Raw genomic sequence first — 25,446 nt, 5'->3', positions numbered from 1 at the left:
TAAAAGTGTGAATACGATGAACACATTTAATTTTCTTTGTTTCGACATTTTCATGTGTAATTTTCCCCTTTCAATTCTTTAAATTCTTATAGAAAATAGATTCATAGATTGTTTACTCATCCACTTTTTTCTTTCTCTTAAATACTAGCAACAGCGCTAGAACCATTAGTAGAATACCGACACCATAAAAGATTATTGTCCCTATTCCACCTGTATTCGGTAATTCGTAACCGTTTTGTGTATTCTTTACTGTTAATTCAACAACCGTATTATTTGCTGTAATTTCAACATCACGTGGTTCGGTTAAAATACGGTAGCCATCTGGTGCTTTCGTTTCTACTAGTTGGTAGTTACCTAATGGCAAGTTGTCGAATGTTAACTTTCCTTCTTTACCTGTTATTCCAGATGCAACGACTTTATTCTCTGCATCGCGTAGCTCAAACTCGGCACCTGATAATACTTCACCTGTTGCTTGATCGGTTTTCACAATTTTTACAGAGCCTAGAATTTCAGTATTCTCTACTGTCAGTTGAACAACAGGGTTATCTCCTGTAATTTGAACATCTATTGGCTCCGTTGATAAATGGTAACCGTCTGGTGCTTTCGTTTCTACTAGTTGGTAGTTACCTAATGGCAAGTTGTCGAATGTTAGCTTTCCTTCTTCACCTGTTATGCCAGATGCAACGACTTTGTTCTCTGCATCGCGTAGTTCGAACTCAGCATCTGGTAAGAAAATAGTCTTTCCTTCTGTAACCGATTCTTTGTCCACTTTTATTACTTCTAAGGCCCCTTCAAAGTTCATATAAACGCCGACTTGTGATGGTTCAACCGGTTGTCCGTAGTCGGTTGCAACTGCAAATGAGTTCCAAGCTGCACGTTTTGTCGGGTCAATATCTTTATTTAGTAAGGATGAATCCACATCTCCTACTTCTGGTGCTTTCATACTAAATAGCACATCCATATCAACACCTTCAATCCACGTTTCTCCATCGACTAGCTCAATTTTGAACGAGTGGATAGTACTCCAATCCGTTATTTCTTCTTCTGTTATCCAATTAGGATCTTCTGCTCCTGCCGGATTAGAGAGTGGTGTTGTTGTTTCAGGGTATTCTGTGTGCCTGATTAAATCATCACGTTTTGGATTCGCTGCTGTACTATAATACACACTCACTTTCCCTTTCCATTCTGCTGGTAATGTAATAGGACCTGTCATCAGTGGTGTAAATTGACTACCTCTTGACACGTTGTCTGTGATTCCTAAGTCGCCAACAGATGGGAGAACGTCTATAAACGTCATTGTCGAAATATCTTTTCCAGTTGTATTAGTCAAGTTTAATTTATAATCGATTGTTCCACCTGGTACTGTTTGACCAAAGCTATTCCATTCTGTATCCAACTCACCTTTAACAAATTTCTTTGGCTGCAGATCATAATGCCCACGCATGTCATAAATGTTACCTGACTTTAAACGTGGTTCGTCTGTGACACCGTCTCCATTTAAATCATCTGCGTCGGTTTGCAAGGTTGTGTTTGTAATAGAATTCCCACTTACGGAAGGAACTTGTAACACTTCATCACCTGAAAACCCGTATACATCAAAATTTAACCTGTTCGGTGCACCTCCTGAAATCGTTACATCTAATTCAGCAGTTACATCGTGGCCAATCCGAATTTTATCTTCATCCCAACTGATTTTAACGAGTTGACGACCACTTCCATTGTAATTGTCGCTTAATACTTTGTACTGTCCAGCAGAAGCTCCACCACCGGAATCCGTAAACATCGGATTAGGATTTGAATTAAGTGTTACTCCAGGCGGCAATAGCACAATAGACTCTATAGGTTCATTCATTGTTAAAGTTGAACTACTATTATTGGATAATGTCACTTCCATCCTATTTTCCCCACTTACAACCACTCCACTTTCATGGTTCAATAGTTTTACTCCGACTTCTGCAATCGGTGGTTGATCGGTTGGTTTTGGAGCGATTGTGGCATGTCTATTGGAAGATAGCTTATTCCATGTATTATTGCGATGAGACGTATACCACCAATTTCCATGTTGGTCGGTTGGTACATTTGCTCTTGCATTAGGTTTTATACGTACATCATACTTATTTTCTACTTCTCCTATATAACCTGGCTTTACAGAAAACCCATAATACGCCATATTCCCCTTAGAGGCAAACATGCCAGCAGGTGCTTTTGTGAAATTAAGTATAATCTGTGAAACTTTATCTGAATCTGTTAACCCTAAATCGCTTCTTGTATATACATGATTATGCTTTGCATTTGTAACAAGTATTTTTGATACACCATTAACCTTAGCCTCAATATTAAATACAGGATCCTCTGATAAAGGAATTTTCAAAACGGCTTCGGAATTATTTCTAGCAAACAACCAACTACCAGGTGTTTTTACATCTTCAAAGATTAAATTAGGGTCTATTGTATAGATAGCCGTATATGATTGCATGTCATAATCTTTTCCAGGGTGCATGGAAACAACCCCATGTTTAAAACGTAAATAAGCATCATCATAGACAACGGGATTTATATCCTTTTTATCATCATGTGTAGCTGTGGAACCTTTTCCATCCTTAGGTCCAAAATGCGCTGGATAAAAAATTGTCCCTTCAATATCATCGGTCGCCTGCTCCCTTGAAATAATTGGAATAGAATCGTTAGCTTCCGCATTTATTGTATTACCATCAATAGCTGTAATAAATGCAGATGCGTTGTTCTTTTGTGTACCCCCAACAAGAGTATTATCATTTTTTACTTGTAAACGCACACGTAGATCTACCGTAAAGAATTCGCCTTCTGCTTGCATTTGTTCTTGAATTGTTGGTGCATCAAATTCCCATGTTAATGTATTACCAGTTACGGTAGGTTGTGGCGTATCGTTCATCACATCGTGAAACTTTAGGCCACTACTAAACGTATCTTGTATAATAATTTTAGATCCTTCTTGTACATACATCTGACCAACATCTTTTTTTGGAACACTTACTTTAATATCCCAAATTGTAAAACTTTCTGGAAATGGAGCCTTTACTACTTCTCCACCTAACCGAGCTTGTTTATATTCTTTCGAAACACTTACTGCACTTGATGCGTTTATATTTACAATTGCATTGTCAAAGAATTCTTTTGTTTCTGTTTGTAGGGTTGCAATCGCTTCTAAACTAGCACCAGCAGGGGAAACCCCGTATTTCGTGTCTGCTTCAACTATTTTTTCATACGTCTGTCCTGCTTTTAATTCATCGGTAAATTGATAAACTAGCGTATGGTTCGTTCTATCGTAAACTGGTACGACACCTGCTATTGCAAGTTCATTTACATCTTGTATGAATTCTGTGTAGTCAGTAATAGGTAAATCGACAGTTATCTTAGCATTCTCGTAAACCTCATGCTGTGAGCCTGTTGTCTTTAATACGAGTTTATACATCGCTGCATTACCCGATTCAACAGTTTCTCGATACGGAGAGATGTCGATATCTGAGTTTAAATCACCAACTTTAGGTGTAATGTCTTGCGGTTCCATGTTCGTCGTTGTTTTTTCAGTTGAGGTTTCTTGAGTTGTTGAATTTTCTATTGTATTCTCTACTATTGTTGATGGTTCTGCCGTTTTCTCTTCTGTAGTCGCTCCGTCATTCTGAGCTACTTTAGTAGTCGGCGTAACCTTAACGGAAAAAGTTGTTGTTGTATCTGTAACTTTCTCGCCACCCATGACTCCCACGGCAGTAAATTGGTTTTCTGCTTGCAGATTTCCTAGTATAATTGTAGCTTCTTGTTTTTCAACTTCTTCTATCCAATTAATTTGTACACTATGAAATTCATTATTATATTCTACTGTTACATGTTGTTGATTCAACTTTGTCGTTTCTTCTTGACTATATGTAACCCCATCAGGAAGTTGAACAACCACACTATCTAATACGGGTTGATCTGATGTCACAGCAAGTACAGCTTTTTCAGTTGTTGCCCCTTCTTCCACTTGAAAATTCAGTGCGGGCGTCTCGCTCTTTATCACCTTGTCACCATATGCAACAAACGCTCCATAATTCGGAAGTAAAAGAGCAAATATTAAACAAAACGTAAAAAATTTGCGAAATTTACTTACTTGTCGAATCTTTCTCGTTTTGCTTGTTGTACGAGATTGTCTCATCTGAAATTCCTCCTCCCTTTATACCATAAAATATCTTTTTCACACTTTCATATATCTATTTAAATATAAAAAATGAATCTCTACATTTCTTCTACAAAAGCGTTTAGAATTCAAAGGTTTCGAACAAAAAAGTCGAGAATCTCTATAAGTTAGAGGCTTCTCGACTTCTATCTAAGTTTTAAATTTTTTTTGCCCAGTTATGATACCAATTTGTAATCTTTTGATTAGGAAGTAAATCTAACTCCTCTTTTAAAAGATTTCGTAGCGTGATATATTGTTGATGGACATTAATACTATCATTTTCCTCTGCGTATATACGCATTAAAGCATAATGCGCCTCATCTTCCAACGGGGAAAACTGGCATATTTTTAAATACCAACGCTTTGCATCAGGAAGAATACTACTTTCTACATAAGTTTCTGCAATTTCAAATGCCGTCTTTACCCAAATTCTCTCAAAATACTGTTTCCTGCTTTCTAGCCACACATAATTATAATATTCTAATAATGGAGCTTTATACAATTCCATTACTTCTTCATATAAATGTATATTATTCACACAAACAGGTGGTAATTTGGAAAGTTGTTGTTCCCAATGTTCAACATCCACTATGATATTAGCGGTTTTCAAGACATATCCATCCGCTACACTGTTTAATTCAAAATAACTATTGTACTTTACTAGCTTCTTTCGAATATGATATATCGCTGTATATAATTGGTGGAATGCTCTTTTATATTCCATATCAGGCCACAATAACTCAACTAGTGTTGATTTTTCTACTAATTCATTTCTTTTATGTATTAAATAAAGAAACAATTCTAACACTTTTTTCGTTCGCCACTGCATTATTTTTTTTCCATCATGTATTTCAAATGATAAATTTCCAAATAAGTTGACTTTTAGTGGTTTATTTTCAACTTTAACATGCATAGGCTTAACGGTATTATAAATTCGTTCAATTGTCATTTTTAATCTATCTAATTGAATAGGTTTTAATATGTAATCTATCGCATTTACCTCGAATGCACGTATCGCATATTCATCATAAGCTGTTACAAATACAATGGGGACTTGTGGCTTTTTTTCTGCAATTTGTTCTGCAATCTCTATACCATTTTCACCAGATAAGTTAATGTCTAAGAAAATGGCATCTACATTATTTTGTAGTATAAACGCTTTTGCAGTCTCTGCATCACTAAAAGCTCCTATAATTTCTAAGTTATCTAGTTTCTTTACAAGTCGCTGTAAATAATCTAATGCTAGTTGTTCGTCATCTATAAGAACTAATTTCATATTATATATTCTCCCCCTAAATCTAAATGCTCAAGAAATAATTCCGATAAATGTAAAAGCCGCCATTCTTTTTATTTATTATACTATCCACATTATCATATTTAAAAACCTATTCAAGAAGAATACAACTAAATTCCTTCATTCTTGCTTATAGTAAAAGCACAAAAAAAGACCTCTTACATAAGAGGCCTTCTTAGAAACTTATATGCTGATTCTTAACCCAAATACCCCAAAACTTTCTGCACTGCTTCTTCTCCTTGGTCTATACAATCAGGTACGCCGAGTCCATTGTACGAGGCACCCGCTAAATATACTCCTGGGAGCGCTTGTTTCATCGATTCTGTGATATGTTCCATCCGCTGCTTATGCCCGACTGTATATTGGGCGCGAGAATTGTGCCATCTCGTAATGACAGCGAATTGTGGACGCGTCGATATATTCATGATTTTATTCAAATCTTGCATGACGATATCAATAATTTCTTCGTCGGATTTTTCTACGATTTCTTGATCATTCGGTTTCCCTACATATGCACGCATTAACGCTTTTCCTTCCGGAGTTGTGTGTGGCCACTTTTTATGTGTCCATGTACAAGCAGTAATGCGATAGTCACTTGTTCGGGAAACGACAAAGCCTGAACCATTAATATCTTGTTCAATTGCTGTTTGATCAAAGGCTAGTGCAACGTTGGCAACAGATGTGGCAGGCATCTCTTGAAGCGGCTTCATAAAATCATATTGAGTGAGCATGCGCTGCGCTTTATAATGAGGAGACGTGATGACGATGCTGTCCGCTTTCACGACTTCTCCATTATTTAAAAGCAAATGATACATTTCACCTTTTTTCTCAATATGATCCACAGCGGTGTTCATTCGAACAGTTCCCCGCTCTAACTTAGCTGCCACTGCATCTACTAACGAGCCTAGCCCCGTATTTAACGTTTTGAAAACGGGCGGTCTTTTTTCTGTTTTCTTACGCTTCGGCACCACTTTTTGCAATCCTTTTACAACGCTACCGTGTTCTTGCTCCAACTTGTAAAAGTTCGGAAAAGTAGCCATCAAGCTTAATTGATCAATATCACCAGAGTAGATTCCTGATAATAATGGTTCAATTAAATTTTCCACTACTTCATCTCCTAAACGATGACGAAAAAATCCCCCTAAAGACTGGTCTTCTTGAGGATCGCTGCTTTTCTTAACGAAATCACCAGCTGCACGTAATTTCCCAATAGGAGAAAAGAGACTAGAAAAAATAAATGGTCTTACTTGCGTTGGAATCCCCATAAAAGCGCCTTGAGGGATAGCGTGTAGCTTGTTCTTCGATAAAACGTAAGACTTTCCCGTTGATACAGGTACGACATTGTCCTGCAAGCCGACTTCTTCAATAAGACGAAAAGCACTTTGCTTACGGGCAAGCAATGAATCAGGCCCTCGTTCTATCGTAAAACCATCACGCTGCTCCGTATGAATCATGCCTCCAAGTCGGTCACTAGCTTCTAATAGATGGACTTGATAAGGTAATTGGTTCTCTTGAATTTCTTTTTGTAAGTAATAAGCGGTAGATAAACCTGTTATCCCGCCGCCTACTACGACAATTTGTTTATGCTCGGACATTCAACATCCCCTACTTCTGCACTTTTTTCCACACGACATTCGCTAACGTTTCAATAAACAGTGGGTGTGTGTTCGGCATTTCTGGTCGATAATAACTTGCGCCTACTTCATCACATACGACTTTGCATTCATAGTCATTATCATACAGAACCTCTAAATGGTCAGAAACGAATCCAACTGGTGCATATATAAACGTGCGATAGCCTTTTTCATGATAAAGGTCTCTCGTTAGGTCTTGTACATCTGGACCAATCCATGGATCTGGCGTATTTCCTTCACTTTGCCATCCAATTGCATAATGCTCGATTTGCAACTTATCTGCAATTAATTTCGCTGTAGTTTCTAATTGTTCTGGATATGGATCACCATTTTGTAAAATTTTCATTGGTAAGCTATGAGCAGATACAACAAGAACAGATTTCTCGTACTCTTCTTGCGTCATTTGATCGTACACTTTCTGGATTTCATCTGTCCAAAATTGGATAAACCCAGGCTCATCATACCAACTTTCTACTGAATAGATCGTCGTTACGCCATGCTTCTCTGCTTCTTCTTGAGCTCTTCCGTTATAAGATTTTACACTAAAAGTAGAATAGTGCGGTGCTAATACAATCGACACCGCTTCTTCAATACCATCTTTCGCCATTTGCTTTACTGCTTCTTCTATAAATGGCTCAATATGCTTTAAGCCGATATACAATTTAAATTCCACTTCATCTTGCATGTCATTTAATTTACTTTGCAATGCTTCTGCTTGTTCATCTGTAATACGAGCTAATGGTGAAATACCGCCAATTGCCTCGTAACGATCACGTAAATCTTGTAATGCTTCTTCAGAAGGTTTACGTCCTCTGCGAATATGCGTGTAATAACGTTCTACATCTTCTTCTTTATATGGCGTCCCGTATGCCATTACTAGTAATCCCATTGTTTTTTTTGCCATAGATTAACACCTCTTTTACTTATTTCTTGTATAGTCATGGACAAATGTCGTTAAACGTTTCAATGTGTCCGGTTTAATATCTGGAAATACCCCGTGCCCTAAGTTAAATACATATCCTGGTTGCTGCACACCTTGATCAAGAATCGCCTTCACTCGGCTTTCAATGGTATCCCAATCTGCCAGTAATATAGCTGGGTCTAAGTTCCCTTGCAACGTCTTTGTAATTCCCATATCACGCGCTTCTTGAATCGTCATGCGCCAGTCCAAACCGACCACATCAACCGGTAAATCATTCCACTCTTTTGCTAAATGACTTGCTCCTACACCAAAGGTAATTAATGGTACATTCTCTTCACGTAACTCCGTGAAAATACGCTCCATGACAGGCTTAATGAATATTCGATAATCTTCTATATTTAGCGCACCAACCCAAGAATCAAAAATTTGGATAGCTCTTGCGCCTGCATGAATTTGTGCACGTACATATGTAATCGTCATATCCGCTAACTTATCCATTAATAAGAACCATGTCTTAGGCTCGCTATACATCATCGCTTTCGTTTTGTTATAATTCTTCGAAGGTCCGCCCTCAATCATATAACTCGCTAATGTGAATGGAGCACCACTAAAGCCAATCAACGGTACGTTTAATTGTTCTTCTGTTAATAGACGAATCGTATCTAATACATATGGCACATCTGATTCAGGATCTATTTCACCAAGGCTCTCCACATCAGCAAGCGTGCGAATAGGTTGATCAATTACAGGTCCTACACCTGATTTAATTTCCACATCTACTCCAATAGCTGGAAGTGGCGACATAATGTCTTTATATAAAATAGCTGCATCAACATCGTACTGTTCCACTGGTAAACGTGTAACATACGCACATAATTCTGGTTGATGGGTAATTTCAAATAACGAATACTTCTCTTTCAATTTACGGTATTCTGGTTGAGAACGGCCTGCTTGTCGCATATACCATACTGGCACATATTCCGTCTTCTCGCCTCTAAAGGCTTTTAACATCGTGTCATTAAATTTCTGTGTCATGTATTCTCACCTTTCATTTCGTTCGTAAATAGACTCTTACAACAATATAACCGTTTTCATCCTTGATGTATAGTGCAAGGAGCATATTGTCATCATTTCGTTCTAATTAAAGATAATATTATATTATAATCATTATTAATTATATATTTCTATTATACACATTTCAAATCAAAAGTAAAAAGAAGATGCATGTGCACCTTCCTTCTACGATTGTTTTATCCGAAACGCCATTCTACCTCTACTACGTTGGATGATGTGCCTTCTTGTTTCGTAAGTGGGTCATACGGTACGACATAATAGGATTCCTTGCGAAAGAAACTAGCTCCTTTTACTTTGTAGTTTCCTTCTCCTGTAACTTCACCAACTAATTCATCCTCTTCTGCTTCTGATTGGCGATATATTCGATACTGTACTCTGTCGTCATCTGCAGGTGTCCATGATAAATCCGCTTTAACAGATAATGGACCAACGTCTATTTCTCCATCTAAATCCCCAATAACCGGTAATTGAATTGGTGGTTGTAATTCCTTTACATTATCGGGCTTCACAAATTGTTCTTGTAAATCTTGTTGGCGATCTATCTGTGTTAAGACGTCTTTCATAAGAGTAGTCGGAGAAGCACTACCACCATTCACATAATGTTGCTCATCAATTTTGTCATACCCCATCCAAACAGATCCAACGTATTCTGGTGTGTATCCGACAAACCAAACATCATTATTCTCCCCTTGTACATATGGATGTTGAGTGGTGCCTGTTTTACCTGCTAAAGCTTTATCATACGTCCCTATCTGGGCGGTTCCTTGTTGCACGACACTTTCTAGCATCCGGGTCATGTCCCAAGCAGTTTGCGCTGTAAATACTTCTGTTTCTTCCTTTGATGAGGTTGCGATTAATTCATCCTCTTCATTATAAATTTGTAAAATGGTATGTGGCTCCACCGCTTTTCCGTTACTTGCAAACGTACGAAAGCCTTCTATTAAATCGAGTGGCGTTACACCTTCTTCTAAACCACCTAAGGCAATGCTTAACCCTTCATCAGGAATATCCATCCCCATCTTTTCTAAATAGGCTTTCGAGTAATCCACGCCAATTTGATCCATTAGCCAAACAGCGGGGGCATTTAAAGAGGCAATTAATGCGTCATACATGGAAACTGTTCCAGCATATTGTCCGTTATAATTCTTAGGATAGTACTCTCCATAAGAAATCGGTTCGTCTTTCAGCATAGAATAAGGATTGTACGCTTCTAACTCTAGAGCAGGTCCATAGACAGCTAAAGGTTTCATAACAGATCCAGGCTGTTGTTTCACAAAGAGGCGATTCATCTCCCCTTTTTGCAAATCCCGACCACCGTGAGCAGCAACAATAACTCCTGTTTGTTGATCCATTAATGTAAAGGTTCCTTCTAGACCAGGCTTAGAACCTTGAAAGTATTCATCATTTTGCATCGCTTCGTATGAAATTTCTTGTATATCTTCATCTATCCCGACAACGATGCGATACCCACCTTCATATAACTCTTCTTCACTTAAGCCATAAACCGTTTTTGCTTCTTTAATTACTAAGTCCATGTAACTATGCAGCCAAGGCTTCTCTTCTTTACCATCAATATTTAAATTTAATGATTTACGTTGCAATCTCACTGTTTCTTCTGCACTTAACATCTCTTCTTCATGCATTCGGTCTAACACAAGGTCTCGACGTTCTTTCGCTCGATCCGGATGTTCTTCCGGGTCATAATAGTTTGGTCCTTTCGGCATCGCTGCTAGTAAGGCTCCTTCTTCTATCGTTAGCTCATTCACCGACTTACTGAAATAATATTGAGATGCCGTTTCAATACCGTACATGCCGTCGCCAAAATAGATTGTATTTAAATAATATTCTAATATTACGTCCTTACTAACGTGTTGCTCCAAGTATAAGGCAGACATCATTTCTTTAATTTTGCGTGACCATGTTTTTTCATTCGTAAGAAATAAGTTCTTTGACAATTGCTGTGTAATCGTACTACCGCCTTCAACTTTCTCCATCGCGATTAAATCCCGATAAATCGCACGAAAAATTGCAATGATATCAATCCCGGAATGCTCATAAAATCGCGCATCTTCGACAGCGACAAACGCATTTTGCACATGATTAGGGATATCATCTATTGAAATGAGTGTTCGATTCTCCTCATATAACATCCCTAACATATCTCCATCTTCTGTTACAATCGTCGATGCTTCATTCAGAACAAATAGCCGTTCATCAACAACACGCTTCCCACCATATAAAAGAGCACTATATACAACCGTCGCCAAAAGCAATAAACACACTACGATTATAATAGGCCATTTCCATTTTGTTTCTTTCCACCATTTCATAATACTTTCTTTATTCCACTCCACTTTGTTCACCTCATCGGAGTTGTTTTTCATTTATCATTTTTATTTACGCTTCCTAATTATACGATAGAGCAACGATAAGTGAAAAGGAAAGCAAAAAAATAACTCCCTGCCTGGCGGGTAAGGTGCTACAATTTCTAGTAAACCCAGGCGGAGCAGAACTCTTTAATTGAAGTTTCTCTGTCATGTTGTTACACTGAAATCAATTATAAAACGACATTATTTCAAAGGGGTTGTGCTTATTATGAAGATTTTCCTAACAAGTGGTACATATGATTATTTACAATCCATTCAACAAAATCATCCAAATCAGCAAATTTATCTCATGCAAGGAGAAGGGAATACAAAAGCTTATGCAGAAGGGGATAACCCGTTTGATGAAGCTTTAACATATGAAATCGTTGATCAAGTCAATGACTTTCAACACCATGGGTATGTCGTCATGAACAATATCCCTGTAACTGATGAAGGTCGTCCTATATTCGAAGATCGATTCAAAAACCGTGCAGGAGCTATTGAGAACACACCTGGTTTCTTAGCCCTTCGTATTCTACGCCCATTACAAGGAAACACATACACAGTACTTACGCTTTGGAAAGATGAACAAAGCTTTGAAGAGTGGAAAACATCACAAGCATTTGACAAAGCCCACAAAAATAATGGACCACACAAAAAAGAAAAACCTGGTTACATTGCTGGACCGTCTTACTTAACGAAATACCACGTGATAGAATCGTAAAAACACAAAGAGGCTGGGACAGAAGTTAAGAGATCAATGAAATTTCTGATTTTCCCAAAATAGAAAGCGCATGAAATCAAGGTTTTTAAATTTGATTTCATGCGCTTTTTTGATTTTCACTAGGTTATGTCCCAGCCTCTTTCATTTTAAGATTTCTTTATTTGTTTTAGTACCCAAACGTGCAAGCAAATAATGACAGAAAAAGCTATCAAAGAAAGAAGAGGAATCGTAATAAAACCAAATACGTTTATGTACTGGCCATTACAAGGTACTAACCCACAACTTCCGATCTCTGGTTGCAATGCCGGAACCTTCTGTATACCGTAATGATATAATGCTGTTGCCGCGCCAATGATACTTAAATAAAGCCCGCCTTGAGCATATCTAATATCTTTCTTTATTAGTGCTAAACCATAAAGCAGTACCAATGGATACATGAAAATTCGCTGATACCAACACATTTCACACGGTACAAACCCTCGAATCTCCGAGAAATACAAACTTCCCATCGTCGCTACAAATGCTTGCAGCCATAATAAAAACAACACACTTTCTACCTTTTTCACCCTATTCGTCCTCTCTCTTAATCTTCTTACTTAGTGTAAAGGATGAAAGGAAATTTCGTAAAGTAGTTATATCCCACGTCTTGCCCTCCTCCTAAAATAAAACTTTAACATGTAACCATTTTTCACACCTTCATCAAGCCATTTTTATACACATAGACAGCTGCTTGGGTTCGATCTTTTACGTCGAGCTTACTTAAAATATTGCTGACATGGGTTTTAACCGTTTTTACACCGATAAACATTTTTTGGCTTATTTCTAGATTCGTTAAACCTTCCCCTATGCACATTAACACTTCTAATTCTCTTTCAGTTAATTCATCGTGGGGCATTTTCTCTGGCGCGCGAAATCGATTCATTATTTGATTGGCTACTTTCGGTGCAATAACAGTTTCACCTCTATAGGCTTTTTTTATCGTTACAGCAATTTCTTCTGCTGAAGAAGTCTTTAACATATAACTGAAAGCACCAGCCTTCAATGCAGGAAACACCTTCTCATTATCATAGTAGCTCGTTAAGATAATAATTTTACATGTAGGAAATTGCTCCATGATTTCTTTCGTCGCTTCGATGCCACCCCCACTTTCCATAATTAAATCCATCAATACAACATCTGGCTTCTTTTCAAGGACTAGTTTCGTTCCAGATTGTCCACTATTTGCTTCTCCTACTATTTCTATACCTACTTCTGTTTTTAAATAGGCGATAATCCCTTTCCGGACGACATCATGGTCGTCAACTACAACGACTCGAATCCATTCACTCATGTTCCTCTACCTCCTATGTCGGAATACGTATATCAAGATGTGTTCCTTTTCCTTGTTTGGAATGAATAGCGAAGTTACCTCCTAATTCCTCAGTCCGTTCTTTCATCGTTTTCAAGCCATAGGATGCTTTTTTTTGATGATCAACTGTAAACCCTTTACCATTATCTCCTATATGAAGAAATACTTCATGGGCTTTCTTTTGCAACACAATGGAAACTTCCTCTGCTTCTGCATGACGCAACACATTTGATAAAGCCTCTTGGATAATTCGAAATAAATGATCCTCCGTCCCTTCTGGCAATCCTTTTTCATAGTCTATATGCACACGAAATCGAATCGAACATTTCTGCTGTAATTCATCTACTAGATGTTGAACCCCTACACTAAGTGGTTCTCCCGACAATTGCACTGGTCGCAAATGCATCAGTAACGCTCTCATTTCGGTTTGCGCTTGCAACGCCATTGTTGTCATTTCAGCCAAATGCTCCTTTGCTGCCGCTGGATGTTGATCAAATAATCGCTGAGTTGCCTGGGCCATCATTGTTAACGCGAATAATTGCTGGCTAACTGCATCATGTAAGTCACGCGCTAACCGTTGACGCTCTTCAATTACTGCAGCTTTATGTGCTGACTTCGCATATTCAGACTTTTCATCTGCCATACGTTGCAACGACTTCACTTGTGACTGCAATTTCTGTCCTAGTTCATTTAATTCCCCCCCAATTCTACCTAGCTCATTATTCGTTAAAAGTTCAATTCGCGAATCATAATTTCCGTGAGCTAATTGCTTAATTAGTATGGATATACCGTCTAACCGCTCTTTAATTGCACTACTATAGCGAATTCCTGCATAAATAGATACACACAATGAAACAAGAATAAAACTAGTTACAAATAAGAAAATCGCCTTTACCGTAAGCCAGTTCGGTTCATAGATGACGTAAATCATTAATAGTGTCGATAACACAATGATTATATTTAAAAAGAGGGCGTAAAAATGAGATTGAATAAAGGTATAGCGGATACTACTGAACTTTTTCATCACAACTATTCACCTACACTTTGTCTACAGTAAACTCACCTAGAAACACCCCCACCTGTATGTTCAACTTTCTCGTCGCCACGCTATAATCAGGGGATTGATAAACTATTTGTTTATTAAAACCACTTGCCTTCTCTTCTATGACACGAATTTCACCTAGCGTCACATTTCCTTGCACCTGAAACGGAATATGGTCTGGAATAATCATCGTCACTTCCCCGATGATTCCTAATATTTGAATATGCGTTTCTGTATCAGGAATAAATGCTTTCGTAAAATCAAAGTAATATTCGCCAATCCCATTGTTCACCCGCATCGGTTCAACGACCCAATTGGTTTGTTCGTACCGATGTTCCCCTATCGTAAATGATTGACTATCTCCTAAAGATATAGATGAATACTCTTTATCTGAATTTTTTTTTGTTAAGAAGAAGCTTACACCAATGTATATAAATAGAACTGGCCATAAATTCCACACATCATAGAACTGAAAGGAAATATAACCTAAACGGTCTCCTACTAATAAACCACCGAAAATGAGCCAAAAAATAGCCCATCGCCATTTGTTGCTTCTTCCTCGCAATACCTGCACCATCATAAATATGCCAATGATGATGAAAACGTAAGGATATACATACTGAATAATAGAGAATACATCCATTGAAATCATGTTGAAATTCGTAAGTAACAAAAATACTCCTAACCCGATAATCAATAATCCTGTGCCATAATGGCCGATTTTCCCCATTTTTACGCACCATCCTTTGCTGTCAATTGTATTCATGTTATGACTAGCATACAATACATTTAAAACATAGTCCTTATGCTGAAGTCTCTTCTTATCTCCGACTAGAGGCGGATATTCTTCAACATTTGTTCAAAATTCTTTTGCATTTTATGTTTAAAAAAGAAGCACAAGGGAATTGTACATATGTATCAAAAATATATTCTGGGGTGAATGAAATGGAACAAAAAATTCAAGAATTAATTGATGGATTAAATGAAGATTTAGCGCATGAATATGCAGCTAGCATTATGTATACATACAATGCTGCTGTCGTAGAGGGACTGTATTATCAAATCTTAAAGCCTTTCTTCCAAGGAGAAATTGCGGATGAACAAGGACACGCCCTTTACTTAGCAGAAAAAATTAAAACATTAGGTGGTACTCCTACAACAACACCTGCTGAAGTGAAACAACTTACAGATGTGAAAGACATGCTTGAAGAAGCAAAACGTAACGAAGAAGCAACGATTGAGCGTTACGAAAAGCGTAAACAACAAGCAGAAGAGTTAGGGTTTACAGAATTAGTAGTAAAACTAGATGACATGATTGCAGATGAAACTTCCCATATGGAAGAGATGAAACGTTTACTAGCAGATCCACGCTTACAATAAAGAAACCATTGAAGCCTAGCACACATTTCAAAGTGCTAGGTTTTTTACATTTCGTTGTATTCCCTTTATCATCTATAATATGTTAAAATATTCAGAAAAGAAAGGGGATTTTATTAATGAGAGAAGCAGTTATGGAGAAAATAGGCCAATTGTATGAAGAGATGGTTGCTATTCGACGCCATTTACATCAACATCCGGAGCTTTCATTTCATGAAACAAAGACAGCTCAATACATAGCCGATTATTACGAAACGTTAGGTATTCCATATGAGAAGCACGTTGGAGGAAATGGTGTCGTTGCTACATTAGTAGGAGGTCAGCCAGGTAAGACAGTAGCATTACGCGCAGACTTTGATGCTTTGCCTATTCAAGATGAAAAGGATGTTCCATACAAATCGACCGTAGACGGGGTTATGCATGCTTGTGGTCACGATGGCCATACTGCTGCTTTATTATGTTTAGCCAAAGCGCTACAAGCCCATCAAGCAAAACTCCCTGGCACGGTCGTTTTTCTTCATCAGCATGCCGAAGAGCTAGCGCCAGGTGGAGCAAAACCGATGATTGAAGCTGGTGTATTGGAAAACGTTGACGCTGTATTTGGTACGCATTTGTGGATTGACGCCCCTGTTGGGACAGTACAAACAGCGACGAGTGAATTTTTTGCTGGAGCGGATGCGTTTGACATTACGATTCAAGGTCAAGGTGGTCATGGGGCTCAACCTCATCAAACGAAAGATTCGATTCTCATTGCTTCACAGCTCGTCACAAGTTTACAGCAAATCGTTAGCCGAAGCCTAGATCCCTTACACCCGGCAGTTATATCGGTAGGTACCTTTCATGCTGGTGAGGCATTCAACGTCATTGCTGATCAGGCGACGTTAAAAGGTACGGTCCGCACGTATTCTACCTGTGATCAAGATAGCATTAAACGTGCAATGGAGTCTCATATCAAAGGGGCCTGCATGTCTCACGGAGCAACGTATACTTTTAATTACCATAAAGGATACCCACCCCTAGTTAATCATAAAGAAGAGGCTGAATTAGTCATCCAATCAGTAATGGAGGTTCCTGGCGTACAATACGCATACTATATTGATCCAGTTATGACTGGTGAAGACTTTGCATACTATATGTTAGAACGCCCCGGTGCATTTTATTTAACAGGAGCCCAGAAAGAAGAACATAACTATCCTCATCACCACCCTAAATTCGATTTTAATGAACGTGCCTTACCGATATGCGCCAAAACTTTATTTCAATGTTATTTAGCTTATCAACAAAAATAAGCAAAGAAGACGGCGCAATTAACTGCCGTCTTCTTTTTATGTCATTCGACTTGTTAAATAAAAATAAGCCATCCCATAACTAAAACTAATGCCAAGTAATAGCATGATAGCAAATCCAAGCCAATGAGATAATAACAAGAACATACTCGCTACTACAACCGTTTGACATGTCATTAATTGAAACACCCATTTTCGCAGTGCTTGCCTCCGCACCTCTATTCGAAGTGGATACAACTCTAACCAATCCAAATGTCGATGGTGATGCCACAATGTAATCATTTGAACTCCGCTCATAAATAAGAACAACAAAGCAAAAGCGAGCTTAAGCCAAATAGTTGGTACAAAATAAACAAGCAAGGATGCAATAATCACTAAACGGAAATATAAGCCTAAATAATCGCTGCTTCGAATAAAAGTAATTCGATACATATAATCATAAGTGTGTTGCTGTTCAAACGGAATTGGCTTTTTCAATAATTGCACGAGCCAATGACGTTTCTTTATAGTTTGCTTCACGTGTGGTACATCTGTGAACAAATTCGCTAAACGGTAAAAAGCCTGCATGCGTGATTGATCTTTACGAATAAGTAACTCCCACGCTATGCCGTTTCGCTTCTTCGTTTGCAAATAGGTGAACATCATAACGCCAAACAACAATATCGTTGTCACCGCTGCAAATCCCCATGCATTTCCTACCACAATAAAATAAAGCGTTGCCCCATTTAACAGAAACCGTACAAGTGGATCTACTATACCACTCCACCTTACCCTACTATTAATTTCCCACCAATGTGTCATGAGGTTCCAGCCTTTAAATACAATGATAAGACCGCCTAAAACGGCATAATCAGATGAAGTACGCGCTGGATAAGCAGTAAAATAAAGCGGGATAACCGCCACGTATATGAACAAAAACGTAAATAACTGCCAAATATAACTGTAAATTATGCCATTTCGAAAAAAAGCTCGCAACTGCGTTTCTGCTGGTAGCAAAAAAACTAAATCTGGTTCCTTCAATAATGTACGTACAGGACTATACGTCAGTAACAAACCAAATAGAAACGCGATAACTAGCGCCGCCGGAAAATCCTCCGAAAGACCGCTTAACCATTGCTGATACACGTATGCTAAGCCAGCTAAAAAGAAGAACATTGCAATTGCCAAATGATCATTAAACATGAGACGCAAATAACGGCCTAACTCTTTCGCGTGACTATCTACCCTTTTTTTCCAGAGTTCTTGTGCATTAATCATGGTCATCTTCCTTTGTTAGCTGTACGTAAATATCATCAAGCGTTGAACCTGGCATACGAAAAGTTTCCCGCAACTCAGCTAACGTCCCTTTCGCTCGCACTTGTCCATCATGTAGAATAACAAATCGGTCACAATATCGCTCAGCTGTTGCTAATATGTGCGTCGACATTAATACTCCTGCTCCTTGAGCTTTCATATTGTCCATCCATTGCAAGTAAGATTGAATTCCTAGAGGATCAAGCCCAACAAATGGTTCATCCACAATATATAAATCCGGCTCCACTAAAAAGGCACACATAATCATTACTTTTTGGCGCATTCCTTTGGAGAAGTGAACAGGAAACCAATTTAACTTTTTTTCCAATCGAAATTCCTTTAATAATGGGTAGAGTCGTTGTTCAAATACTTCTTCCGACAATCCGTAGGCCATCGCCGTTAATCGCAAATGCTCTTTTAACGTAAGCTCTTCATATAACACAGGCATTTCTGGAATATAAGCAAATTGACTACGATACTGCTCAGGATTCTCTCGAAAAGTGTGACCATTGATCATCACATGTCCTTCTTTCGGTTGCATTAACCCGATAACATGCTTGATGGTCGTACTTTTTCCTGCACCATTTAATCCAATTAAACCGACAATCTCTCCTCGTTTAATTTCAAAGGAAATACCGTGCAATACGTTTTTATGTGTATATCCTCCAACGAGGTCTTCTATATGTAACAAACTATTCATTGTTTATCCCTCTTTCCGTATCCTTACCTTCAGATTTTACCATTGTCCAATCATTATTCCAAAAAAAATCATTCCTTTTTGCATAGAACCGTGATAGATGCACATAATACTCTTGAAGGCAACAGAATGAGTTGTTTACAAACATCACTGAAAACATTTAGATTTTTAAGTAACTGCTTAACAATCGAAATGAGGTGTCAGTGAAAGACCAAGCTGATTATGATCTCCACCAATAGGTTTGAGATTGAAACACACACATTTCTCTTATAAATGAGGTGTTGACAGCAGGTATATAAAGAGCTTTGTTGACGATAATTGGTTAAATCCTACCGTTGATTTAACATCATAGTGGAAACCCCACGCGTAGCAAAGCAGTCCCCGCCGTATCCAATCATGGATTATGAAAAACAGCTCATTCTAGCCTTCTAGAGACAGAGGATTAACTCCTCTGTCTCTTCCATTTTTTTATTCTTAATTTAATTGGTAAACTATCTATACGTATTGATATACTATTGTATGTATATTTTTCTATCATTCTCTTAAAGGACTGAGCTCAAATGGCATGGAAGGAACTAATGACAAAAAAACGTATATTCATAATAATAGGCATCTTTCTTTTTATTTTGACGTCTTTAAGAATAGGATGGATTGTATTACATAATGGTCCTGATTCCCCTCAAGCCATTAACGGTACCATAAATTTGAGTGAGAGTCCTTTGCCGACTAATAAGCCAATTTCTTTGGATGGAGAATGGGAGTTTTATCCGAATCAACTCATTGATCCTGGAGCTTTTGATCAGAATTTCACTCCAAATCAATCGATTACTGTTCCGGGTAACTGGAACGCTAAGGCGGAAGGATATGACACCAAACCTGCCTATGGCTATGGCACGTATCGCCTAAAGGTCATACTTCCTGAAGTTGACCATTCGCAATACGGCATCTTAATTGATGAAATATCTGGCGTTTCCAACGTGTACATAAACGGCCGTTTAAAAAATGAATTTACAGATTTACCGACTTCTCCAAACCAATTCGTAGAGAAGATAAAACCTCAAACGATGCTTTTTGAATCGAATACAAATGAAATAGAAATTGTCCTTCATGTTTCTAATACGAATTTACGCTTTAAAGGCGGTATAACACAACCCATACTATTCGGTACTGACAAAGCTATCATCAAGGAAAGCTATGGATCTATTACGTTACAGGTCGCTATCTTTGTTGTGATAACACTGCATAGTTTTTATGCTTTCACGTTATGGTTCATGGGGAAACAACAACAAAGGGAGCTTTTTTACTTTGGATTCATGCTAGCTATTACTGCTGTTATTAGTTTAGTAGATGATGATATGGTTATTCAACTCCCGATTAATATCGAAATGTACCACCGAATATTAACGTTATTGATGTTAACACAAGGATATATGTTGCTTAAATTCATTGAGGCTTTCTTCCAGTTAAAGACCTCATTCATTAAGACAATGACTGTACTGTATCGTTTATTATGTATTGGATATCTAGTAGTTCCTTTTCACTATTACATCGAATTGGGTTTTATTTGGTATACGTTCCACTTTTTGTTATGTTTTTTTCTGTTTAAAGTTTCTATTATTCATGCGCAAAAAGGAAACGATAAAGCAATCTATATTTTACTGTTTATCACTAGCTATACGTCTAATTTTATTTGGAATGCTTTAGTTAATGCGGATTTAATTTATATTCCTTATTATCCTTTTGATTATATAATCTCTATCTTTGCTATTGCGATGCTTTTATTTACTCAGCATCGACAAGCCGTTCATCTCAATAAACAACAAACCATCGAATTACAGAAGGCGGATAAAATGAAGGATGACTTTCTTGCTAATACTTCACATGAATTAAGAAACCCGCTACATGGGATGATCAACATTGCACAGGTGGTTTTAACAGATGAATCGACGTCTATATCCGCGCAAAATAAAGAAAACTTAGAACTGCTTATCCAAGTTGGCCAACGTATGACCTATACTTTAAATGATATTCTAGATGTGACGAAATTAAAGGAACATACCATCAAGTTAAATAAAGAACCTATACAGTTACACGCAGTATGCTCAAGTGTGCTACATATGATTCACTTTATGACGGAAAGGAAGAACGTACAATTCAACTTACATATTCCATCTGACTTTCCAGCTGTTTATGCAGATGAACACCGCCTAATACAAATATTCATTAATTTATTGCATAACGCAATAAAGCATACTGATGAAGGAGCTATAACGATAGAAGCAACTTCCCACAATGGGATGGCGACCATTATTGTTCGAGATACAGGAATTGGAATAAAAGAAGAATTGCACGAAGAGATATTTCAACCGTATGGACAAGCAGACTCTAGCGTGACCTCAATAAGTGGTGGTATCGGATTGGGACTTAGTATATGTAAACAGCTAGTTCAATTGCACGATGGAAGCATCTCTTTACAATCATCAGTTGGGGAAGGATCTACCTTTTCTTTCACGCTTCCACTAGCGAAAGAAGATAACGTAAAAGCACCGAATGTTGTAGCAGCTAATCACTTGTCTAAATCTATAAGCTATGAACAACAAGCTTCATCAAAGAAGAAAGCAAATGTACTCATTGTAGATGATGATCCTGTCAATAATAAAGTACTACTTAATATACTATACAATGATTACAACGTGACAACGTCTACAAACGGTAACGATGCCTTACAATTAATTGAAAAGGAACGATTCGATTTAATTATTTCTGACGTGATGATGCCGCAAATGTCAGGTTATGAGGTTACGCAGCATATTCGGAAGACATACACGTTGTCCGAATTACCTATTATTCTATTAACAGCACGACACCAAATCGAAGACATTTCTACAGGATTTAGGTGCGGTGCAAATGATTATGTTTCTAAACCTGTTGACGCACTTGAATTAAAGGCTAGAGTATCTGCACATATTAATGTAAAACTAACTACAGAAGAACAATTACGTATGGAGGCAGCATGGTTACAAGCTCAAATCAGACCACACTTTCTATTTAATACACTAAACACTATTGTGTCGTTGAGTGAAATCGATTCATCTAGAATGATTGACTTACTACACCATTTCGCTACATACTTACGTAGAAGTTTCGACGTTGGGAATGCTACATCTACCATTCTATTAAGCAATGAAATGCAGCTAATCGATTCCTACATCTATATCGAAAAACAACGCTTCGGTAATCGGTTATCTGTTGAATGGAATATTGATGAGTATAGTAACATTTATATTCCTCCTCTTACCATTCAACCATTAGTGGAAAATGCGATCCGCCACGGTGTATTGCAACGTGCAGAAGGGGGTAAGGTGACACTAGAAATTACCAACCAACCATCTTCGGTTAAAATTGCTATCATCGATAATGGCGTTGGAATGGAGCCGTCGTTTGCTGAGCGTTTATTAAAAAGTTCGACAGCTAAACAAGGAATTGGCGTTTCCAATACACATAAACGACTAAAGAAAATGTACGGTAACGGTTTAACGATAGAAACTTTTCCAAATCAAGGGACGACTATTCATTTTTCTATACCGAAATAACTGCAAAACGCACTACTCTACCTTTGTGGTGCGTTTTGTAGATTTCTATCATTCGTCGATGTACACCAGTGAAGATACCACTTTTGTACTTCATCGCTCGGTGCTACATCTAGTTCTTCATGCAACACGTTTTCGAGTATTTGGTATTGCCGATGCACACTAACATGATCCTTTTCTGCAGCAAAGATTTTCATCAATGCGAAATACGCTTCTTCAACGAGCGGCGCATCTGCACAAATACGTGTATACCACTGCTTTGCTTCTTTTATCTTCCCTTGCTTAACGTAAAATGCAGCTATTTGCAAAGCAACTGCCAACCACTGTTGTTCGTACTTATATCGCTCTCCTTCTGTCCACAAATAATCATAGTCTTGTAAATATGCACCTGTATAAAGATTCATTGCTTCTTCATATTGATTAACTGTACTTTCAATCAGCTTAGGGAGCTCAGAAACTTTTTCTCTCCATTCATCAACATCTAACACAACATTTTCTGTATCTAATACATATCCTTCTAATGTGCTTTGTAACAGCATAAAATGATTCTTATACATACTAATATTTTTTCGAACATTATATACTGTGGTGTATAACAGTGCATTAGCTTTACCAAGTTCAATATCTGGCCAAAGCAGCTCTATCAATGTGGATTTTCTTACAAGTTGATTGCGATTAAACAGTAAATAAAGGAAGAGTTCCTGTGTTTTCTTTGTTCTCCATAAAATTATTTCACGCTCGCCTCCGTCTAATTCAAAAGAAAATGATCCTAAAACATTGATACGTAGTAATTCACTATTTGTAGCCATGTTATTATTCAATTTTAAGTTAGCTTTTTTCTTTAAACGTTCTACCGTTAATTTTAATCGATCGATTTTAATTGGCTTTAATAAATAATCTAGTGCATTTAGTTCATAAGCTTTAACTGCATAGCTATCATGGGCTGTAACAAAAACAATAGATAATTCGGGTTTTTCTTGAAGGATTTCTTTAGCTAATTGCATACCATCCTTACCAGGTAACGTAATATCTAAAAAAACCACATCTACTTCTTGTTGTACAATTACTTCCTTTGCAACAATTGCGTTATTACAAGTCTCAATAACTTCAATTGCACTTATTTTTTTAATAAGTGCTTTTAAATAGTCTAATGCTAGTTTCTCGTCATCAACAAGAATCGCTCTCATACTATACACACCTCTTATTACCCTTTTTGTTAAACAAGCGACATACTCAAAAAGTAATTACTCACGTCGGGTTCAAACATCAAATTTGTTATAACAAATAAACTACAAATACAAAAATATACTATAAAACTAAACATTTCCTTAACATTTGTAATAATTCATCAAAAAAGTAGTTCACGACCTATAACCTATAGGTGTGAACTACTTTTTTACTATATTGAATCTATTTCAGATAGCATGCGTGTCTTTTTCGAACAATACCGAATTCACTTGTTCAGATACTTTGCATGAACTTGATTCAAACATAAAATGCCTCTCTTGTGAAATTAGCTTATTCGACTCTTTCTCCGTGAATTAACAGCCGTTGATAATCATAGCGATAAGGGTGACAAGTAAATAATGTCGCTAAGTCCTTCCCCTCCTGGATTTCTAACGCTTCCGTCTCATATGGTTCAATTACTTTTTGATCATACACTTCATACGTTAATGTTTCGTCCATTGAATGGATGAAAAATTGATCTCCCGGTTGTAATTCATCAATATTTCGAAACATTTCTTTCGTCCCTAATCCTCGATGACCAGCTAGTACTGTATGGGTACTGTTCCCACCAATCGGGATAGATGAGCCTTCTATTTGTCCGATTCCCTTGTCCAATACCTCTTCCGTTGCTCCTAAATACACGGGAATCATTAACTCTAGTTTTGGTATTTCAATCGCTGAAAACATCCGCACATCTTCTATACCTAAACAATTTTTAAACCTTTCTAGTTTCTCATCCTTATTTACAAACGGATCATGAAAGCCTGACTCATCGTAATATATGTCTTTATTACAAGCATCTGCTTTACTCATCATCTCTTCAATATCATCTTCTGAATATGTCTCTAATTCAGTTTGAAATTGTTTCACTTGTTTGGACTGCATATAACCATTAAACCATTGTGCAAAATGAGGATAGATGACTATACCTAGTCCTAATATAAATACTAGTATTACTCCTGTATACTTTCTCATTATGACCAGCTCCTTTATTCACGATTACGCTTTCGGTATTTCACCATAAAAATGATAAGGATTGTGATGCTGATAATAACCAAAAGGATGGTCAAATACAAATGTTCAATTAACAAATCTTCTGCTTTATCACTTACTGTTTTATTAACAGAAGCCTCTTCGATTTCATATGGTACTCTTTCTCCTGTAACCAACATACGATGCGTATTAATCATATATGGATCACATGTTAACAACGTCACTTGATCTTTATTTTCCTCCATTTCGAGCCACTCCGTTTGATGTGGCTCTACTACGTCTATACCTTCCACTTCGTAAGCATATGTCTCCCCTAGCACTTGTACAAAAAATTGATCCCCTTTCTGTAACTCATTTAAATCTCGAAACATCTTCGCACTTGGCAAA

Annotated in this window: 19 protein-coding genes; 4 read left to right on the top strand and 15 right to left on the bottom strand. The window is 37.5% G+C overall.

Annotated elements, in window-relative coordinates:
• Positions 1–112 precede the first annotated feature (112 nt).
• From N784_RS14590 to N784_RS14565, 6 genes are all read right to left on the bottom strand, one after another.
• A complete protein-coding gene (locus tag N784_RS14590; RefSeq protein WP_036836082.1) occupies positions 113–4,171 on the bottom strand; it encodes a SpaA isopeptide-forming pilin-related protein in 4,059 nt (1,352 codons plus the stop codon).
• Positions 4,172–4,349: 178 nt separating this feature from the next.
• A complete protein-coding gene (locus tag N784_RS14585; protein WP_036836081.1) occupies positions 4,350–5,468 on the bottom strand; it encodes a response regulator in 1,119 nt (372 codons plus the stop codon).
• A gap of 215 nt (positions 5,469–5,683) precedes the next feature.
• Positions 5,684–7,081, bottom strand: coding sequence for a protoporphyrinogen oxidase (hemY, locus tag N784_RS14580; protein WP_036836080.1), 1,398 nt, complete (start codon positions 7,079–7,081; stop codon positions 5,684–5,686).
• Positions 7,082–7,091: 10 nt separating this feature from the next.
• Positions 7,092–8,024 (bottom strand): ferrochelatase, encoded by a 933-nt coding sequence (gene hemH, locus N784_RS14575; RefSeq protein WP_036836079.1) that lies wholly within the window; start codon positions 8,022–8,024, stop codon positions 7,092–7,094.
• A 15-nt stretch (positions 8,025–8,039) separates the two neighbouring features.
• Positions 8,040–9,077, bottom strand: a complete 1,038-nt coding sequence (gene hemE / locus N784_RS14570) for a uroporphyrinogen decarboxylase (protein WP_036836078.1) — start codon at positions 9,075–9,077, stop codon at positions 8,040–8,042.
• 215 nt (positions 9,078–9,292) lie between these two features.
• Entirely contained in the window at positions 9,293–11,470 is a 2,178-nt protein-coding gene (locus N784_RS14565) for a transglycosylase domain-containing protein (RefSeq protein ID WP_232306038.1), read from the bottom strand.
• Positions 11,471–11,711: 241 nt separating this feature from the next.
• On the opposite strand from N784_RS14565, the gene N784_RS14560 reads away from it, so the two are divergent.
• Entirely contained in the window at positions 11,712–12,206 is a 495-nt protein-coding gene (locus tag N784_RS14560) for an antibiotic biosynthesis monooxygenase family protein (protein ID WP_036836077.1), read from the top strand.
• Positions 12,207–12,352: 146 nt separating this feature from the next.
• Here the strand turns inward: N784_RS14560 and N784_RS14555 are convergent, their stop codons facing one another.
• From N784_RS14555 to liaF, 4 genes are all read right to left on the bottom strand, one after another.
• Positions 12,353–12,772, bottom strand: a complete 420-nt coding sequence (locus N784_RS14555) for a disulfide oxidoreductase (RefSeq protein WP_036836076.1) — start codon at positions 12,770–12,772, stop codon at positions 12,353–12,355.
• Between the two features lie 122 nt (positions 12,773–12,894).
• A complete protein-coding gene (locus tag N784_RS14550) occupies positions 12,895–13,536 on the bottom strand; it encodes a response regulator (RefSeq protein ID WP_036836075.1) in 642 nt (213 codons plus the stop codon).
• Positions 13,537–13,549: 13 nt separating this feature from the next.
• The gene (locus N784_RS14545) at positions 13,550–14,578 is read right to left on the bottom strand and encodes a sensor histidine kinase (protein ID WP_036836074.1); all 1,029 of its coding nucleotides are present in this window, start codon (positions 14,576–14,578) and stop codon (positions 13,550–13,552) included.
• A 13-nt stretch (positions 14,579–14,591) separates the two neighbouring features.
• Positions 14,592–15,326 carry a cell wall-active antibiotics response protein LiaF gene (liaF, locus tag N784_RS16085; protein WP_052127355.1) on the bottom strand — a complete coding sequence of 245 codons (735 nt, stop codon included), beginning with the start codon at positions 15,324–15,326 and terminating at the stop codon, positions 14,592–14,594.
• A 215-nt stretch (positions 15,327–15,541) separates the two neighbouring features.
• On the opposite strand from liaF, the gene N784_RS14535 reads away from it, so the two are divergent.
• Both N784_RS14535 and N784_RS14530 read left to right on the top strand, forming a co-directional pair.
• On the top strand, positions 15,542–15,976 hold the full coding sequence (locus N784_RS14535; protein ID WP_036836086.1) for a ferritin-like domain-containing protein: 435 nt from the start codon (positions 15,542–15,544) through the stop codon (positions 15,974–15,976).
• Positions 15,977–16,092: 116 nt separating this feature from the next.
• A complete protein-coding gene (locus N784_RS14530; RefSeq protein ID WP_036836073.1) occupies positions 16,093–17,262 on the top strand; it encodes an amidohydrolase in 1,170 nt (389 codons plus the stop codon).
• 36 nt (positions 17,263–17,298) lie between these two features.
• On the opposite strand, the gene N784_RS14525 is transcribed toward N784_RS14530, so the two are convergent.
• Complete coding sequence (locus tag N784_RS14525) at positions 17,299–18,516, bottom strand: ABC transporter permease (RefSeq protein ID WP_036836072.1); 1,218 nt, start codon at positions 18,514–18,516, stop codon at positions 17,299–17,301.
• The gene (locus N784_RS14520) at positions 18,509–19,252 is read right to left on the bottom strand and encodes an ABC transporter ATP-binding protein (protein WP_036836071.1); all 744 of its coding nucleotides are present in this window, start codon (positions 19,250–19,252) and stop codon (positions 18,509–18,511) included. Before N784_RS14520 ends, N784_RS14525 begins: the two co-directional genes overlap by 8 nt.
• A gap of 575 nt (positions 19,253–19,827) precedes the next feature.
• Here N784_RS14520 and N784_RS14515 point away from each other — a divergent pair.
• Positions 19,828–22,842, top strand: coding sequence for an ATP-binding protein (locus N784_RS14515; RefSeq protein ID WP_036836085.1), 3,015 nt, complete (start codon positions 19,828–19,830; stop codon positions 22,840–22,842).
• Between the two features lie 17 nt (positions 22,843–22,859).
• Here N784_RS14515 and N784_RS14510 read toward each other — a convergent pair whose 3' ends face one another.
• The 3 genes from N784_RS14510 to N784_RS14500 form a co-directional block, all read right to left on the bottom strand.
• The gene (locus tag N784_RS14510) at positions 22,860–24,026 is read right to left on the bottom strand and encodes a response regulator (RefSeq protein WP_052127354.1); all 1,167 of its coding nucleotides are present in this window, start codon (positions 24,024–24,026) and stop codon (positions 22,860–22,862) included.
• A gap of 331 nt (positions 24,027–24,357) precedes the next feature.
• On the bottom strand, positions 24,358–25,041 hold the full coding sequence (locus tag N784_RS14505; RefSeq protein WP_052127353.1) for a class C sortase: 684 nt from the start codon (positions 25,039–25,041) through the stop codon (positions 24,358–24,360).
• Between the two features lie 14 nt (positions 25,042–25,055).
• The coding region (locus N784_RS14500; protein WP_036836070.1) for a sortase at positions 25,056–25,446 on the bottom strand (391 nt) is incomplete at its 5' end.

Origin of the sequence: Pontibacillus litoralis JSM 072002 (assembly GCF_000775615.1) — a bacterium.
In the GTDB taxonomy this organism is placed as follows: Bacteria; Bacillota; Bacilli; order Bacillales; family BH030062; genus Pontibacillus; species Pontibacillus litoralis.
This window is presented reverse-complemented; position numbering and strand designations above follow the sequence as displayed.

Excerpts from the sequence above, each read along its gene's own strand:
- N784_RS14545 (WP_036836074.1), bottom strand. The coding sequence starts at position 14,578 with ATGAAAAAGTTCAGTAGTATCCGCTATACCTTTATTCAATCTCATTTT.
- N784_RS14550 (WP_036836075.1), bottom strand. The coding sequence starts at position 13,536 with ATGAGTGAATGGATTCGAGTCGTTGTAGTTGACGACCATGATGTCGTC.
- liaF (WP_052127355.1), bottom strand. The coding sequence starts at position 15,326 with ATGGGGAAAATCGGCCATTATGGCACAGGATTATTGATTATCGGGTTA.
- N784_RS14520 (WP_036836071.1), bottom strand. The coding sequence starts at position 19,252 with ATGAATAGTTTGTTACATATAGAAGACCTCGTTGGAGGATATACACAT.
- hemH (WP_036836079.1), bottom strand. The coding sequence starts at position 8,024 with ATGGCAAAAAAAACAATGGGATTACTAGTAATGGCATACGGGACGCCA.
- hemY (WP_036836080.1), bottom strand. The coding sequence starts at position 7,081 with ATGTCCGAGCATAAACAAATTGTCGTAGTAGGCGGCGGGATAACAGGT.
- N784_RS14525 (WP_036836072.1), bottom strand. The coding sequence starts at position 18,516 with ATGATTAATGCACAAGAACTCTGGAAAAAAAGGGTAGATAGTCACGCG.
- N784_RS14590 (WP_036836082.1), bottom strand. The coding sequence starts at position 4,171 with ATGAGACAATCTCGTACAACAAGCAAAACGAGAAAGATTCGACAAGTA.
- N784_RS14535 (WP_036836086.1), top strand. The coding sequence starts at position 15,542 with ATGGAACAAAAAATTCAAGAATTAATTGATGGATTAAATGAAGATTTA.
- N784_RS14530 (WP_036836073.1), top strand. The coding sequence starts at position 16,093 with ATGAGAGAAGCAGTTATGGAGAAAATAGGCCAATTGTATGAAGAGATG.
- N784_RS14515 (WP_036836085.1), top strand. The coding sequence starts at position 19,828 with ATGACAAAAAAACGTATATTCATAATAATAGGCATCTTTCTTTTTATT.
- hemE (WP_036836078.1), bottom strand. The coding sequence starts at position 9,077 with ATGACACAGAAATTTAATGACACGATGTTAAAAGCCTTTAGAGGCGAG.
- N784_RS14585 (WP_036836081.1), bottom strand. The coding sequence starts at position 5,468 with ATGAAATTAGTTCTTATAGATGACGAACAACTAGCATTAGATTATTTA.
- N784_RS14560 (WP_036836077.1), top strand. The coding sequence starts at position 11,712 with ATGAAGATTTTCCTAACAAGTGGTACATATGATTATTTACAATCCATT.
- N784_RS14505 (WP_052127353.1), bottom strand. The coding sequence starts at position 25,041 with ATGAGAAAGTATACAGGAGTAATACTAGTATTTATATTAGGACTAGGT.
- N784_RS14510 (WP_052127354.1), bottom strand. The coding sequence starts at position 24,026 with ATGAGAGCGATTCTTGTTGATGACGAGAAACTAGCATTAGACTATTTA.